The organism is Aeromonas sp. FDAARGOS 1410, assembly GCF_019048745.1.
GTDB lineage: Bacteria > Pseudomonadota > Gammaproteobacteria > Enterobacterales > Aeromonadaceae > Aeromonas > Aeromonas jandaei.
Window position 1 is genome coordinate 2,775,344 of record NZ_CP077401.1, and the last position, 15,562, is coordinate 2,790,905.

General features: G+C 58.2%; 12 protein-coding genes and 1 pseudogene. 7 read left to right on the forward strand and 6 right to left on the reverse strand.

Features of this window, described 5'->3' with window-relative positions; translation table 11 throughout:
- Positions 1-51: 51 nt before the first annotated feature.
- A pseudogene (locus I6L40_RS12950) lies at positions 52-132 on the forward strand (dCTP deaminase); the annotation flags it as partial.
- A gap of 803 nt (positions 133-935) precedes the next feature.
- Here I6L40_RS12950 and I6L40_RS12955 read toward each other — a convergent pair.
- The 4 genes from I6L40_RS12955 to apbC form a co-directional block, all read right to left on the reverse strand.
- The gene (locus tag I6L40_RS12955) at positions 936-2,405 is read right to left on the reverse strand and encodes an inorganic phosphate transporter (protein WP_041207908.1); all 1,470 of its coding nucleotides are present in this window, start codon (positions 2,403-2,405) and stop codon (positions 936-938) included.
- A 396-nt stretch (positions 2,406-2,801) separates the two neighbouring features.
- Positions 2,802-3,383: a dCTP deaminase gene (dcd, locus tag I6L40_RS12960; protein ID WP_041207718.1), complete on the reverse strand. Its 582-nt coding sequence runs from the start codon at positions 3,381-3,383 to the stop codon at positions 2,802-2,804.
- Positions 3,384-3,446: 63 nt separating this feature from the next.
- The gene (gene udk / locus I6L40_RS12965) at positions 3,447-4,091 is read right to left on the reverse strand and encodes a uridine kinase (protein ID WP_216994361.1); all 645 of its coding nucleotides are present in this window, start codon (positions 4,089-4,091) and stop codon (positions 3,447-3,449) included.
- Between the two features lie 110 nt (positions 4,092-4,201).
- Positions 4,202-5,284, reverse strand: coding sequence for an iron-sulfur cluster carrier protein ApbC (apbC, locus tag I6L40_RS12970; protein WP_071910187.1), 1,083 nt, complete (start codon positions 5,282-5,284; stop codon positions 4,202-4,204).
- A gap of 186 nt (positions 5,285-5,470) precedes the next feature.
- On the opposite strand from apbC, the gene metG reads away from it, so the two are divergent.
- Positions 5,471-7,504 carry a methionine--tRNA ligase gene (gene metG, locus I6L40_RS12975; RefSeq protein ID WP_071910189.1) on the forward strand — a complete coding sequence of 678 codons (2,034 nt, stop codon included), beginning with the start codon at positions 5,471-5,473 and terminating at the stop codon, positions 7,502-7,504.
- 99 nt (positions 7,505-7,603) lie between these two features.
- On the opposite strand, the gene I6L40_RS12980 is transcribed toward metG, so the two are convergent.
- Positions 7,604-8,362: a CHAD domain-containing protein gene (locus I6L40_RS12980; protein ID WP_071910191.1), complete on the reverse strand. Its 759-nt coding sequence runs from the start codon at positions 8,360-8,362 to the stop codon at positions 7,604-7,606.
- Positions 8,363-8,377: 15 nt separating this feature from the next.
- On the reverse strand, positions 8,378-8,650 hold the full coding sequence (locus tag I6L40_RS12985) for an acylphosphatase (protein WP_033113652.1): 273 nt from the start codon (positions 8,648-8,650) through the stop codon (positions 8,378-8,380).
- Between the two features lie 82 nt (positions 8,651-8,732).
- Here I6L40_RS12985 and I6L40_RS12990 point away from each other — a divergent pair, with 82 nt between their 5' ends.
- From I6L40_RS12990 to mnmH, 5 genes are all read left to right on the forward strand, one after another.
- On the forward strand, positions 8,733-10,163 hold the full coding sequence (locus I6L40_RS12990; RefSeq protein WP_041207712.1) for a methyl-accepting chemotaxis protein: 1,431 nt from the start codon (positions 8,733-8,735) through the stop codon (positions 10,161-10,163).
- A 110-nt stretch (positions 10,164-10,273) separates the two neighbouring features.
- Positions 10,274-11,467, forward strand: coding sequence for a class I SAM-dependent methyltransferase (locus I6L40_RS12995; protein ID WP_216994362.1), 1,194 nt, complete (start codon positions 10,274-10,276; stop codon positions 11,465-11,467).
- Positions 11,468-11,812: 345 nt separating this feature from the next.
- Positions 11,813-12,997, forward strand: a complete 1,185-nt coding sequence (locus I6L40_RS13000) for an acyltransferase (RefSeq protein ID WP_216994363.1) — start codon at positions 11,813-11,815, stop codon at positions 12,995-12,997.
- 411 nt (positions 12,998-13,408) lie between these two features.
- Positions 13,409-14,446 (forward strand): selenide, water dikinase SelD, encoded by a 1,038-nt coding sequence (gene selD / locus I6L40_RS13005; RefSeq protein WP_216994364.1) that lies wholly within the window; start codon positions 13,409-13,411, stop codon positions 14,444-14,446.
- Positions 14,443-15,558 (forward strand): tRNA 2-selenouridine(34) synthase MnmH, encoded by a 1,116-nt coding sequence (mnmH, locus tag I6L40_RS13010; RefSeq protein WP_216994365.1) that lies wholly within the window; start codon positions 14,443-14,445, stop codon positions 15,556-15,558. The genes selD and mnmH overlap by 4 nt, the downstream gene beginning before the upstream one ends.
- Positions 15,559-15,562 lie beyond the last annotated feature (4 nt).

Consider the following 15,562-nt stretch of genomic DNA (forward strand, 5'->3'; position numbering starts at 1 on the left):
CATTGTGTGGCTCTTTTTTATGGGTGACATTCACCTAGTTATCAGTTGCCAATGCGTCTGTGTAATACCGATATCGGAGACCATTTGGCTGAGGGCAAGATCGTCATTGAGCCACGGTCCGGTGTAGAACGGATCTGTGACGTCCTAGGTTTATTCCCTGAAAACTAAAGACTTCCTAAGTTTTTTACCTGAATTCTATTTATTCGAAATGTGGTCACAAAGGTTAAAGTTACAAACTAGTTTGTTGGCATATGAAACTCATCCGTCATGCGCCCAATAGTACATCTCTCGCTCCAGTTCCGATTCATTTTTGCTGAGCCGTTGATTGCACCTTGAACTGTCAATGTGATTTAGATATCAGGAATCTATCCACTTATCCAGATGAAGTCCGCTCCATATAAAACCACAATCCGACTTACATCTGGAATAGTGTTATAGATTGAGCCAAATACTATGCCCAAGTATATGACGCTGCAAATGCAGCTTATGTAATCGTATATTTTGTAGCGGTAACTTTCTGGTTGGAGGTTACAGTTAGCCCTCCCCTCCGCTAATTAAATCTACTAACCAGATAACCTGGGTTCCTGTTAATAGAAATCCCTGATGCCGATTGGAGAACGATTGACTACGGGGCTCTTGCTCATGTCTATGTGTGAAATACTCTCTATTGACTGGGTATCGCAGAATAAAGCGAGCTGCAATAAACACCGATCAGGGTTGTATATAAAAAACAACAAGCCACACTGTGTGGCTTTTGCTTGTGCCAGAACGAGATATCCCTCCCCCACCCTACTTGTTAGTCGTCGCTCTTCATAATATCAATCTGAATTAGCAGGATGCTGCAGGCTCTAATCGATAGGAAAAAAGGGGGATGGAACTCATGTCGAAATAAAAAAGGGCCCGAAGGCCCTTTGGTATATAAACGCTTGAAGACATTATGCGAACAGATGATGGCTGATGATAAAAAGACCACCAGAGAGCAGCATGGTCAGCGGCAGGGTAAGCACCCAGGCCATCAGGATGGTCTTGATAGTCTGGCTTTGCAGGCCTGACTTGTTGGCCACCATGGTACCCGCCACCGCAGAGGAGAGAATGTGAGTAGTCGATACCGGCATACCGGTCAGACTGGCAATACCGATGGAGCTGGCTGCCGTGATTTGGGCCGCAATCCCCTGGCTATAGGTCATACCGGTAGAACCGATCTTCTCACCAACGGTGTGAACGATACGACGCCAGCCCACCATGGTGCCGCAACCCAGCGCCATCGCGATGGAGACGATCACCCAGGTCGGAGCGTATTCGGCAGTCGCGGTCAGATCCTTGCGCCATTTGGCCAGATCGGTCAGCTCCTTGGCCGGCAGAGAGAGTTTGGAAACCTTACGTGCGGTGTCATCGATACAGAGCAGCAGACGACGCACTTCACGGCGATCGGTCAGGCTCATCTCTTCATAGGTACGTACAGCACCAAGACGGGCATCCAGAGTGTTCATTGCTTGCAGCACGCTGTCTGCTGAACAGTGAGTCATCAGCTCTTCTTGCACAGCAGAGGCTGAGTTGAAGTTGATAACACCACTTACCGCATCCTGATTGCGCTTGTAGATTTCCATGATGCGCTGGTTGGCATCCTGGGTACGATCCAGATCATAAGAGCGGCTATTCATGTCCAGCGCGAAGTAGGCTGGCGCCATGCAGATCAGCACCAGCATAACCAGACCGATGCCCTTCTGGCCATCGTTGGAGCCGTGCACAAAGCTCACCCCCATCGCAGAAGCAACCAGAGTGAGGCGAGCCCAGAATGGCGGGTGCTTCTTGCCATCAACAAGTTGACGCTCTTCCGGGGTCTTGTGGATCTTGTTGCTGGTCCAGATGCGTTTCATAACCAGCAGCAGCAGCGCTGCCACGATGAAACCGATGGTCGGAGAGATGATCAGGGAGAGCATGATGTCGATCGCCTTGCTCACGTTGATCCCCTCGGTCACCGGCTTGTGGCTGATCCAGGCATAGGCACCGCCTACCCCCAGAATGGAGCCGATCAAGGTATGTGAGCTGGAGGCCGGGATCCCGAAGAACCAGGTTCCCAGATTCCACACGATGGCGGAAAAGAGCAGCGAGAAGACCATGATCAACCCTTGGGTGGAGTCCATCCCAAGCAGCAGGTCGATGGGCAGCAGATGAACGATGGCATAAGCCACACCCAGACCGCCAAACATGACACCGAAAAAGTTGAAGATCCCTGATGCCACAACCGCCAGGTGAGCGGGCATCGCTTTGGTGTAGATAACCGTTGCTACCGCGTTGGCGGTATCGTGAAAGCCATTGATGAATTCATAGGCAAGCACAAAAAAAACGGCCAATACCAAACCGATTGACCACCACAAACCCAAACCACTAAACATTTCAAACATAAAAAAAAGCCTGTTTATGAGTTGCGGCGGATTATGCCAGATGGCGGCCAACACCATAGCTATCCGTGAAATATTTCAGCCATAAAAAAAAAGAGCTTTTTGGTAAAAAATATCTTACAGCCAGTAACCATGCGGCTTGCCAGAGATTAATTAAAGCGAGCAGTTGTTGCCAACAAACAACAATATTGCTGATAAATCAGCCAACAAACGTCATTTTCAGCCCTCTTTTTCACCCCCATCAGGCATAAAAAAGCATAAAAATATCGTTTGCCAACCATTCTCATCCGACCAGCCAGGAGCCATCCGTATCTTCGCAGCGCCCGCTCGCCTGCAACCTAGCCAAAAAAAGAGGAGCCACATTGTGCTCCTCTTTCCCAATCATGCCTGCAGGCTGCATCAATCCTGGTTGATACGGCTGGCGACAGCACCCTGCTGGCTCTTGTACTTGGCATTTTCCCGCTTATTGTAAGGACGGGCTGCGGTGCCTGAGAGCATCTCGAAGTTCAACGCGCCGATCTTCATCTTGGGGCGCAACGCCAGCGGCAATTTGCCGCCATTGTAGAACTCCAGCACGATACGGCCAGACCAGCCCGGATCGATACGGTGTGCCGTGACATGCACCATCAGACCGAGACGGGCCAGCGAAGAGCGGCCGTCGAGCCAGCCGACGATATCTGCCGGCAGAGTGACTGATTCATAGGTTACGGCCAGCGCCAGCTGACCCGGGTGCAAATAGAAGGCTTCGCCATCCGGGATGTGGATCTCGTCGCTCATCACCCGATCGATGGCATCAGCCATCTCGCTGCTCGGGCCGCTCAGATCGATATAGGGAGCGGTATGATCGCGAAACACCCGAAACTCGTTACCCAGCAGCACATCGACGCTGACGCCACTGATCCGTTCTACACCGGGCCGTGGCTCAATGACGATCTTGCCCTCATCCAGATGGCGTTCGATATCGGTATCACACAGACGCATTGGGCGACTCTCCTGACTACTTTGTGCTTTAAAAAAGCCGGGCATCACCCGGCTTGTTTCAACTTAACCAATCAACATGTGGCGAATACGCGCCTTGAGCATGTCGATTGCGATACGGTTCTTGCCACCACGGGGCACAATCACATCGGCATACTGCTTGGAAGGCTCGATGAACTGCAGGAACATGGGGCGTACGGTCTTTTGATACTGCTTGAGCACGGAGTCCATGGTCCGGCCACGCTCCTGCACGTCACGCACCAGTCGGCGCAGCAGACAGACGTCGAGCGGGGTATCCATAAAGATGGAGGCATCCATCAGGTCGCGCAGACGGCTGTCGGTCAACAGCAGAATACCTTCCAGAATGATCACACGGCGCGGGGCGAACGGAGTCACCTCGCTCATCCGAGTGTGCTCGGTGTAGGAGTACTGGGGAATATCTACCGCATCCCCTTTCAGCAATTGACTCAGGTGCTGAACCAGCAGGTCGTGATCCAGCGCATTGGGGTGGTCATAGTTGGTTTTTACCCGCTCTTCCATGGTCAGGTGGGTCTGATCACGGTAGTAGCAATCTTCGGTGATCACACCAATCTGACCTGCACCCAGTTCTGCCACCAGCTCTTCATAAATGGTCTGGGCTATAAGACTTTTGCCAGACGCGGACGCGCCGGCAATACCGATGATCACACACGAATGTTGAGTATCAGACATGACAAATACCTAAAAGAGAAGAGCAGTGGGGATTGTTTAAACCGATCCATTATATGAAAAAGGGTGGGCCATGCCCACCCTCAAATCCCCATCAGGTGACCGACAGCTGATTATTCATCCAGCGCGACAGTATAAAGCGGGGTCGCAATCGGTTTTGCGCTGAAAAAGAGTTCGGCTCCCACCCTGCGCGCCAGCTTCAAATAGGCCTGAGCCAGGCTTCCTTCCGGCGAACTGAAGACGGTCGGACAGCCATCATCCATGTGCTGGCGGATGTCGATGTGCAGCGGCAGCTGACCAAGCAGCGCCACTTGATACTGCTCTGCCATCTTCTGGCCACCACCGGTACCGAACAACGGCTCATGGTGACCACAGGCGCTGCAGACGTGGTAGCTCATGTTCTCGATGATGCCGAGCACCGGCACATTGACCTTGTGGAACATGGCGATCCCCTTGCGGGCATCGGCCAGAGCCACATCCTGCGGGGTGGTGACGATCACCGCCGCCGAGGTGGGTACCTGCTGGGCCATGGTGAGCTGGATATCGCCAGTGCCCGGCGGCATGTCGACCACCAGATAATCCACCTCGCCCCAGCGGGTCTCATGGAGGATCTGCGCCAGCGCCTTGCTCGCCATGGGGCCGCGCCAGATGGTGGCATCCTGCTCGGAGACCAGATAACCGATACTGTTGCTCTTGAGACCGCAGGCCATCACCGGCTCCATCAACTTGCCGTCATGACTAACGGGGCGCTCCTTGAGGGTGCCCATCATGGTAGGGATGGAGGGGCCATAGATATCGGCATCAAGGATGGCAACCCGCGCCCCCTCCTTTTTCAGGGCCAGCGCCAGGTTGACCGCGGTGGTGGACTTACCCACCCCGCCCTTGCCGGAAGCAACCACGATGATGTTGCGGATCCCCTGCACTGCGTTGAGCCCCTGCGCCCGCGGCATGCTGGCCACATCGATCTCCAATGCCCAATCGATGCGGGAGGCACCGGTGGCAGCGCGCAATCTGGCGTCGAACTCCTCCTTGAGGGTATCGAGCAGCGACAGCGCGGCAAAGGGCAGCACCAGGCGGACAGAGAGACTTTGATCCTTGCTGATGACGTCGCGCACAAATCCGGCACCGACCAGATCCTTGCTCCAGCCTGCCGGCTTAAATTCGGCGAGGATCTGTTTTACTGAATCAATCACCATTAACTCCTCATTATGTTGTCATTATCTTGAGGTGAACGGTTACCGCACACAAATCAGTGGCTTGCCTGCGGTGCAGATGGTGTATCCGGCCAAGCCCGGCACAGCCACAACCCTAGGCAGGCTACCCCCAATTCGGGTAACATGCACGGCACTCTATCATCCCAACAAGCACATCAAGAACGTAATATGGCAACTGATCCTCGTAAAATGCTGGTAACCTGCGCCCTCCCCTATGCCAATGGCTCCATTCACCTTGGCCACATGCTGGAACATATCCAGGCCGATATCTGGGTTCGTTATCAGCGAATGCGCGGTCATCAGGTGCACTTCATCTGTGCCGATGATGCCCACGGCACCCCGATCATGCTCAAGGCACAGCAGATGGGGATCACCCCGGAAGAGATGATCGCCGCGGTCTCCAAGGAGCACCAGGCCGATTTCGCCGGGTTCAACATCAGCTTTGACAACTATCACTCCACCCACAGCGACGAAAACCGCGAGCTGGCGGAGTTGATCTACGGCCGCCTGAAAAATGGTGGTTTTATCAAGAGCCGCACCATCTCCCAGCTGTTCGATCCGGAAAAATCGATGTTCCTGCCGGACCGTTTCGTCAAGGGTACCTGCCCCAAGTGCAAGTCTCCGGAGCAGTATGGCGACAACTGTGACAGCTGCGGCGCCACCTACAGCCCGACCGAGCTTATCGATCCGAAATCTGCCGTCTCCGGTGCCACTCCGGTGATGAAGGACTCCGAGCACTTCTTCTTCGACCTGCCGCAGTTTGAAAAATGGCTGGCAGAGTGGGTACGTGGCTCCGGCGCCATTCAGGAAGAGATGGCCAACAAGATGCAGGAGTGGTTCGAAAGCGGCCTGCAGCAGTGGGACATCACCCGTGACGCCCCCTACTTCGGTTTCGAAATTCCCGGCGCCCCGGGCAAGTACTTCTACGTCTGGCTGGATGCGCCCATAGGTTACATGGCTTCCTTCAAGAACCTGTGCAACAAGCGTGGCGACATCGACTTTGACAGCTACTGGAAAGCGGACTCCGACGCCGAGCTCTACCACTTCATCGGCAAGGACATCGCCTACTTCCACTGCCTGTTCTGGCCGTCCATGCTGGAAGGTGCCAACTTCCGCAAGCCGACCAAGGTCAACGTGCACGGTTATGTGACCGTCAACGGCGCCAAGATGTCCAAGTCCAAGGGCACCTTTATCAAGGCATCCACCTACCTGAACCACCTGGATCCGGAGTGCCTGCGTTACTACTACGCCGCCAAGCTCAACAGCCGCATCGACGATCTGGACCTGAACCTCGAAGATTTCGTGCAGCGGGTCAACGCTGACGTGGTCAACAAGCTGGTCAACCTCGCCTCCCGCAACGCCGGCTTTATTGCCAAGCGTTTTGGCGGCAAGCTGGCGGCAACCTGCGCCGAACCCGAGCTCTACGCCGAGTTTGCCAACGCCCGTACCGCTATTGCCGAGGCTTATGAGAGCCGCGAGTTCAGCCGTGCCATCCGCGAAATCATGGCGCTGGCCGACAAGGCCAACCGCTATGTGGACGACAAGGCTCCCTGGGTCATAGCCAAGCAGGAAGGGGCAGATGCCGAGCTGCAAGCGGTTTGCTCCGTCGGTATCAACCTGTTCCGCGTACTGATGGCCTACTTGAAGCCCGTCATGCCGCTGCTGGCCGAACGTGCCGAAGCCTTCCTGGCCGAAACCCTCAGCTGGGATGGCATCGAGATGCCGCTGGTCGATCACACCGTTGCACCGTTCAAGGCCCTCTTCTCCCGCATCGAGCCTGCGAAGATTGAAGCCATGATCGAGGCATCCAAGGAAGACCTGGCCAAGGAGCAGGCACCGAAAGTGACCGGCCCGCTGGCTGATGACCCCATCAGTGAAACCATCACCTATGACGACTTCGCCAAGATTGACCTGCGCGTAGCGCTGATCAAGAAGGCCGAAGCGGTACCGGAAGCCGAGAAGCTGCTCAAGCTGCAACTGGATATCGGCGGCGAAACCCGTCAGGTGTTTGCCGGTATCAAGTCCGCCTATAACCCGGAAGATCTGGAAGGCAAGCTGACCGTGATGGTGGCCAACCTGGCGCCGCGCAAAATGCGTTTCGGCATGTCCGAAGGCATGGTGCTGGCCGCAGGCCCGGGCGGCAAGGATCTCTGGATCCTGGAGCCGCAGGAAGGCGCCCAGCCGGGCATGCGCGTCAAGTAAGCGTATCGACCCCATACAAAAGAGGCCTGCGGGCCTCTTTTTTTGTCTCTGCACTCTCTTAGTTTCTGCAACTCTGCGATTGAGCATCCAGCAGGATGGTTAGAGCGGGCTATCCAGCATCGCCACCTTGAGTCCTACCAGTTCCGCCTGCTGACAATCGAGGCGGCGCAATCGCGCCACTATCTTGCGCTTGAGTTTGCACCTCACCCTGCGCTGCCGTTTGTTCCCTTTCAGGGCGCGCCGCCACTGCCGCCAATCCTGCAACTGCCCGAGCCGCTCCTGCCAATGACTAAAGGCGCTGACCCACTGCGCCTCCCCCGCCCCCAGCTCCAGCAGTAACTCGGCGCCGTAGCGCGCCTGTTTTATCTCAAGGCGCAGATGATGCCAGCGGCGCAGCTGCTGGCGATGGGAGGCGTCGCCAGCCGGGTGCTCATCAAGTCGGCTCAATGCCCCATCGAGGCGGCGCGCAAGGTGGCGCCGGTAGTGACGAGCCAGCCCTGAGGTATCGGGAGTTTGCTCCAATGCATCCAGCCAGCGGGCAAGCAGGCCCGAAAAAAGGGGAACCGTCACCTTGGGCAAGACGATTGTGGATGACGCGCCAAAGCGCGCGGCGTAAACCTGTGCATCGCGCAGGGCCGAGAGTCGGCCAATGGCTCGCTGCAACCGTCGTTCCAGTTTTGAATGACAAAGGGCGGGTCGCCACAATGCGAGCAGCGCCTGCATGCGGCGCGCAGCGATGCGGTAACCATGGACATGGGTCTCGCTCGCTTCACGGCGCACCGCGCGGGCGGCATGGCGGTAGCTGGCAACCAGCACCCGGGCCTGCGCCAGCAAGGGATCACGCGTATCGGCAACCATGATGTCCCCGGCAGATCAGTTGGTATGAAAGCCCTGGCCGCTTGGCGGCAGCGCCTCTTCATACTCCATCCGGGTCACCCGGGCGGTGCGCGGGCCATGTTCCAGCCAGCCCAGCATCATCTGTACCCCCTGCGTCGGCCCGCTGATGAGGATCTCCACCGAGCCATCCTCCAGGTTGTAGGCATGGCCGCGCAGCCCCAGCTGCAAGGCACGCTCACGGGTGAAGTAGCGAAATCCGACCCCTTGCACCTGCCCCCACACCCGAATGACAAACGATTGCTCTCCCATTTCTCACACCTTCTGCTTAAGAAAAAAATTCCCGAGACGATAATGTGCCCGACACTCTATCTCTGCAGGATGCAGCTCCATTATGAAAGAAGTTAAATTCCGGTGGGTTGACCGCTATCTCATTCACCTCACCATCAGTGAAAAATTCCACATCGCCTTCTGGCTTCCCCTGCTGATCATCGCCTTTCTCAGCTGGTATCTGCTGGCAAACAGCCACGAGCAGGAGATAAAACTCAAGGTTGAGCAGTTGCAGCAGCGGGTCGAGAGCACGGCACAACTGGTCAGCCAGCAGCCAACGCTCACTCTGCCAGCCGATCTGCGCATCCAACCACAAGGGGTGAGCGGACTCGAACAAGAGGGCGATCGCTACCGCTTCACCGCACCAGCGGGTCAGGCTGGCTATGTGACCGGCGAGCTCGACACCAGTACCTCCTCCATGTGGGATGATCAGGGCACCACTCTCACCATGATTGGCGCACTGGCGGCCCTGATGGCACTGGTGATCCACTACATGATGACCTTTGTCTCCGGCGCCCTGTACTCCACCAACAAGGCGCTGCAAACCGTGGCCGACGGCGATCTCACCTTCCGCCTCAACTTCTTCCCGGTACGCGACGAGTTCTCTACCCTGGCGGGCAGCATCGACCGCTTTACTGACCGCCAGCACCAGATCGTCAAGCTGGTCGAAGAGTCTGCCGAGGCGCTGACCATGGCCGCCGACGAGTTTCGCGACCACGCCAGTGAAGGCGAAAACATGGCGCGCGCCCAGCGCCAGCACATGGATTCGCTGGCCACCGCCATGGAACAGATGTCAGCCGCCATTCGCGAAGTGGCGCGCAATGCCAACGACACCCTGCAGCAGACCCGTCAATCGAGCGAAGAGGCGGCCAATGGCGCCAACCGGGTGGCCCGTACCATAGAGGCGATCCGCACTCTGGCCGACGAGATTGGCAATGCCTCCGGTGCAGTCGAGCGCCTGACTCACAATGCCAACCGCATCAACGAGGTGGTAAGCGTCATCAACGCCATCTCCCAGCAGACCAACCTCTTGGCCCTCAACGCCGCCATCGAAGCGGCCCGCGCCGGTGAGCAGGGACGCGGCTTTGCGGTGGTGGCCGACGAAGTGCGTACCCTCGCCAGCCGCACCCAGCAGGCAACGGTCGAGATCCAGAAGATGATCGAAGAGCTGCAAGCCGGCACCGGAGCGCTGAACGACATCATGGAGAAAACCGTGGGTCGCGCCGCCAGCAGCCAGCAACTCATCAGCGAGGTGGGGCTCGATATCGAGAAGCTGAGCAATCACAGCGATGCGGTGCTGGAGATGAGTACCCAGATCGCCACTTCCAGCGAAGAGCAGAGCTCGGTGGCCGCCGAGATCACCCACAATCTGGATCAGGTACGCCATGAAGCAGCGCAGGTGGAGGAGTCTGCCAGCGCCTCGGTGGCTGGCACGCAGGGGCTGAAAGCCACCGCCAGCGAGCTGACCCGGGCACTCAAGGGGATCAGGATCTGATCTGTCAGTCACATCCGGTTCGGGCACGCTGATGCACCGGGCCGTTTGAGTTTTACCTGCGGGCCACATAGAATGTGGCCCCTTTTCTTTTGACCATCTGGCAAACATCCATGAGCGCTTCCATCTATCTCGTCAAAGGCCGCGAAAAATCCCTGCTGCGTCGCCACCCCTGGATCTTCTCCAAGGGGATTGAGCGGGTTCAGGGCAACCCCATTGACGGCGATACCGTCGAGATCCTCACCCATGACGGCAAATGGCTTGCTCGTGGCGCCTGGTCGGGCAGTTCCCAGATCCGTGCCCGGGTCTGGACCTTCGACAAGGATGAGACCGTCGATCTCGACTTCTTCATCCGTCGCCTCAAATATGCGCAAGAGTCCCGCGACGGGCTCATCAAGCGTCAGGGCCTCACCGGTTATCGCCTCTGCGCTGCCGAATCCGACGGTCTGCCGGGTCTGACCATCGATCGTTACGCCGATTTTCTGGTGTGCCAAATTCTCTCCGCCGGTGCCGAATTCCAGCGCGAGCTGATAACGCAGGCACTGCGTACCCTCTACCCCGAGTGCAGCATCTATGAGCGCTCCGATGTAGCAGTGCGCAAGAAGGAAGGGCTGAAAGAGCGCACCGGCGTCATCTATGGCGAGACCCCGAACGAGCCCGTGGTCATCGAGGAGAATGGCGGCATCAAGATCCTGGTGGATATTCGCAACGGTCACAAAACCGGTTTCTATCTGGATCAGCGGGATAACCGTCAGGCTGCCGCCAAGTACACCGAAGGCAAGCGGGTGCTCAACTGCTTCTGCTACACCGGTGGGTTTGGCGTTTATGCCCTCAAGGGCGGCGCCAAAGAGGTGGTCAACGTCGATCTCTCCCAGAATGCGCTGGATATTGCCCGCCAGAATGCCGAGCTGAACGGGCTGGATACCAGCAACACCCAGTTCGTCCGTCACGACGTGTTCAAGCTGCTGCGTGAATATCGCGAGAAGGGCGAGAAGTTCGACGTCATCGTGCTGGATCCGCCCAAATTCGCCGAGAGCAAGGCGCAGCTGTTGGGTGCCTGCCGTGGCTACAAGGATATCAACATGCTGGCGTTCCAGCTGTTGGCGCCGGGTGGCGTGCTCTTGACCTACTCCTGCTCCGGCCTGATGGAGCAGAGCCTGTTCCAGAAGATCGTTGCCGATGCAGCGCTCGATGCCGGTCGCGATGCCCAGATCCTGGAGCTGCTCTCCCAGGCCTCTGATCACCCCATCGGTACCGCCTATCCGGAAGGCTTCTACCTCAAGGGTCTGGTGGTACGCGCTCGCTGATCGGCAACCACCCTCCCCTTGTGATCAATCAGGCCCCTTGCGGGCCTGATTGTTTTGCTTTACGCCTACAGACCTGCCCCTCGCCCCGTTGACCACCCTCTCTGCTTTATGGGTGTTCTCTCTCCTCCTCTTTCCCTGCCTGTGTCCCACGTCTTTATCTGTTTAAATTTTTTTGCACAATAACTGCACATTTATGATTTAAGTCACACCCGTATGACTCTCTTTTCCGTAGTGTGATCCCGCCTGCGGCAGCCAAGCCGGGGCAACCGTCCCATCAGGATTGATGGACGGTACAACAACAAAAATCGATGTCAGGCCAAGCTGAACATCACAAGGGATCCCGTTATGAATCAATCATTGCCGCTGTTAACGCCGCTGCGGGGCATCGCTGCCCTGATGGTGGTGCTGTTCCATGCCCGCTTGCTGCTCTTTCCCCAGTGGATGGAGTCGATCGCAGGCCACACCCAACTCATCGAGAATGGCTACCTCTGGGTCGATCTGTTCTTTATTTTGAGCGGCGTGGTGCTGGCCCATGTCTATGGCGAGGCCTTCACCCGCACACCCCGCACCGTGAGCTATGGCCGTTTTCTCTGGCTGCGGCTGACCCGCGTCTACCCCCTCTATCTGGTGACCCTGCTGCTGCTGGTCGGCTGGGAGCTTTACAAGGCGCAGCACGGGGTGGGCTTCTACGCCGGCCCCTTGTTCAAGATGTGGGAGTGGGAAGGGATGCCCCCCTTCGGCTCCCCCTTCACCCCGGCCGAGGCGTTGCCGAGCGCCTTCCTGCTGCTACAGGTGGTAACCGATCACGGGTTGACCTGGAACTTCGCCGCCTGGTCGCTCAGCGTGGAGTGGATCAGCTACCTGCTGTTCCCGCTGCTTATTCCGCTGGCGGTCACCCGCAGTCGCTGGAGCCATCTCGCCCCCCTGCTGGCGCTGACTGTGCTGGCCTTTATCGTGCACAGTCGCGGCACCCTGGATGTCACCAGCGGCGCCTTGGCGGTGGGGCGCGGGGTGAGTGAATTTGTGCTCGGCCTCTGGCTGCTGCCGAGGGTCAAGGCCGCAAAAGGCTTGCCCATGATGAAGCATGATCTGCCGTTGCTGGTCGCCTTTGTGCTGCCCTTCGCGCTGATGCAGTTCACCATGACGCCGCAGCTGACACTGCTGCTGATCGGCTCCTACGTGCTGCTGATCTGGATTGCCGCCTGCCAGGGCAATCGCCAAAGCCCGCTGCTGCGCCTCCTGGATAACCACTTCACCAACTGGCTGGGGGATCTCTCCTACTCCATCTACCTGCTCCACGCGCTGGTGCTGCTCACCGGCTGCGAGCTCATCCACTATCTGGCGCCGGGGATCACCGAATGGTGGTATGGCCAAACCAACCCGCTGCTGGGGGTAGTGGCAACCTTGCTGATGCTGGCGGTGCTGATCGGGCTCTCGGCGCTGAGCTACAACCTGCTGGAGCGGCCACTGCAACGGCGCCTGCGCCGCTGGGGTAAGGCTCGCCAGCAGGTGCTGGAGCAAGCCGGCTAATCTGCTTTCGCCAACTGATAGCCCCGCTGAGGTTAAACCGACCTCAGCGGGGCAACTCCGCGAGTTCTCTTCCCCCCTGCCGATGATTGAGTGGCTCAAGCCTGCGCTCTACTCCCTTACCTTTCACCCGCCAATCCCCTTCGCTTTGTGTGAATTCCTGTTCGAACCGGAGGGGGCATTTATGGCATAATGCCCTGTCCTGTGGCCCTTGGCGGGGCTGTGTTGGCGCATCTGTCGCCTCTTCTTCCCCGTCCTACCCGGCAGCCCTGCGTGACTGCCTGACATCACTGCTTCCAGAAGCAGCCAAGGCCACCTATTTTTGCGGCTCTTTACATGACGGTAGATGGCCGCGCATTGACCAAGATGGCTCCCGCAGAGCCTCTGCACACGGTGCACAAACAAGGGGTAAGTATGTCTTCCATTCGTCTGACCCAATACAGCCACGGCGCTGGCTGTGGCTGCAAAATCTCTCCCAAGGTGCTCGACACCATTCTCAAGAGCCAGATCCCGGGCTTCAACGACCCGACCCTGATCGTTGGCAACAGCAGCAAGGATGACGCGGCCGTGGTCGATATCGGCAACGGTCAGGGCATTGTCTCCACCACCGACTTCTTCATGCCCATCGTCGATGACCCCTTCACCTTTGGCCGCATTGCCGCTACCAATGCCATCAGCGATATCTACGCCATGGGTGGCAAGCCCATCGTTGCCATCGCCATTCTCGGCTGGCCCATCAATACCCTGGCGCCGGAAGTAGCCCAGCAGGTGATCGACGGCGGCCGTCAGGTGTGCCACGAAGCGGGCATTTCGCTGGCAGGTGGTCACAGTATCGATGCCCCCGAGCCCATCTTCGGCCTCGCAGTCACCGGTATCGTGCCCCTTGACGCCATCAAGCAGAACGACACCGCCAAGGTGGGTGACACCCTCTATCTGACCAAGCCCCTCGGTATCGGCATCCTCACCACCGCCCAGAAGAAGGGCAAGCTGAAGCCGGAACACGAGCAACTGGCCCCCAACGCCATGTGCACCCTCAACAAGATTGGCCAGCGCTTTGCCGAGCTGCCGGGTGTCCACGCCATGACCGACGTCACCGGTTTTGGTCTGGCTGGCCATCTGCTGGAGATGTGCGAGGGATCCAATGTCAGCGCCCGCCTCGACTTCAAGGCACTGCCGCTACTGGACGAGGTGGATTACTACCTCACCGAGGGCTGCGTCCCGGGTGGCACCCTGCGCAACCACGACTCCTACGGCCACAAGCTCGATGCCATGGACGATCGCACCCGCAACATCATGTGTGATCCGCAAACCAGCGGCGGCCTGCTGGTCGCAGTGGGTCAAGAGAGCGAAGCCGAGCTGCTCGCCATCGCGCGCGAAGCTGGCCTTGCGCTCTCGCCCATCGGCCAGATCAAGCCCCTTGAGGGCTCCCGCTTTATCGAGATTGTCCAATGAGTGAATTGCCACTGGCCACGGACTACGCCCAACTCTTTTTGGACGATGTGCCGTTGATTGATGTGCGCGCCCCCATCGAGTTCAAGGAGGGGGCCTTCCCCTGCTCGACCAATCTGCCCTTGATGACAGACGATGAGCGCGCCCAGGTGGGGACCTGCTTCAAGAAGCAGGGTCAGGCCGCCGCCATTGAGCTTGGACACAAGCTGGTGGGGGGAGCAGTACGTGCCGAGCGACTCGAAGGCTGGCTGGCGCAGTTGCGCCAGCAGCCCGATGCCGTGCTCTACTGCTTTCGCGGCGGCCTGCGCTCGCAAACCGTGCAACAGTGGCTGGCTGAAGCGGGAGTGACTCGCCCCCGCGTCGCCGGTGGCTACAAGGAGCTGCGCCGTTTTCTGATCGACACCCAGGACAAGGCCTCTACCGAGTGTCACTGGAGTGTGCTGACCGGCATGACCGGCTCCGGCAAGACCCATATGCTCGATCAGGTGACCCAGGCGGTGGATCTGGAGGGGCATGCCCATCACAGGGGCTCCTCTTTTGGTCAGCTGCCCGGCGGCCAGCCCAGCAACATCAACTTTGAAAACAACCTCGCCATCGAACTGCTCAAGCGCCGCCATCGCGGCGAGCAGACCTTCGTGGTCGAGGACGAGAGCCGCCTGATCGGCCGCTGCTGCCTGCCCCTCTCTCTCCATGAGGCCATGAGTCAGGCACCGCTGGTGGTGGTGGATGTTCCGCAAATCGATCGGGCCGAGCAGATCCGCGAAGATTACGTGCACGATCTCTGGCTGCGCTATCAAGCCATGTATGGCCAGGAAGCCGGTTGGCCGCTGTTTGCCGCCTACCTCACCGATGCGCTGGCCCGCCTCAAGCGCCGCCTCGGCGATCAGGCCCACCGCGAGCTGGATGCCCTGATGCAAACCGCCCTCACCGAGCAGGAAAACAGCGGCGATACCGCGCTGCATCTGGCCTGGATCACCTTGCTGCTGACCCGCTACTACGACCCCATGTATCTCTACCAGCTTGGCAACAAGCAGGAGCGCATCGTGTTTCGCGGTGACAAGCAGGCCTGCCTCGACTATTTCGCCGAGCAGCATGCCAGCGCGCTGCGCGGCTGACCCA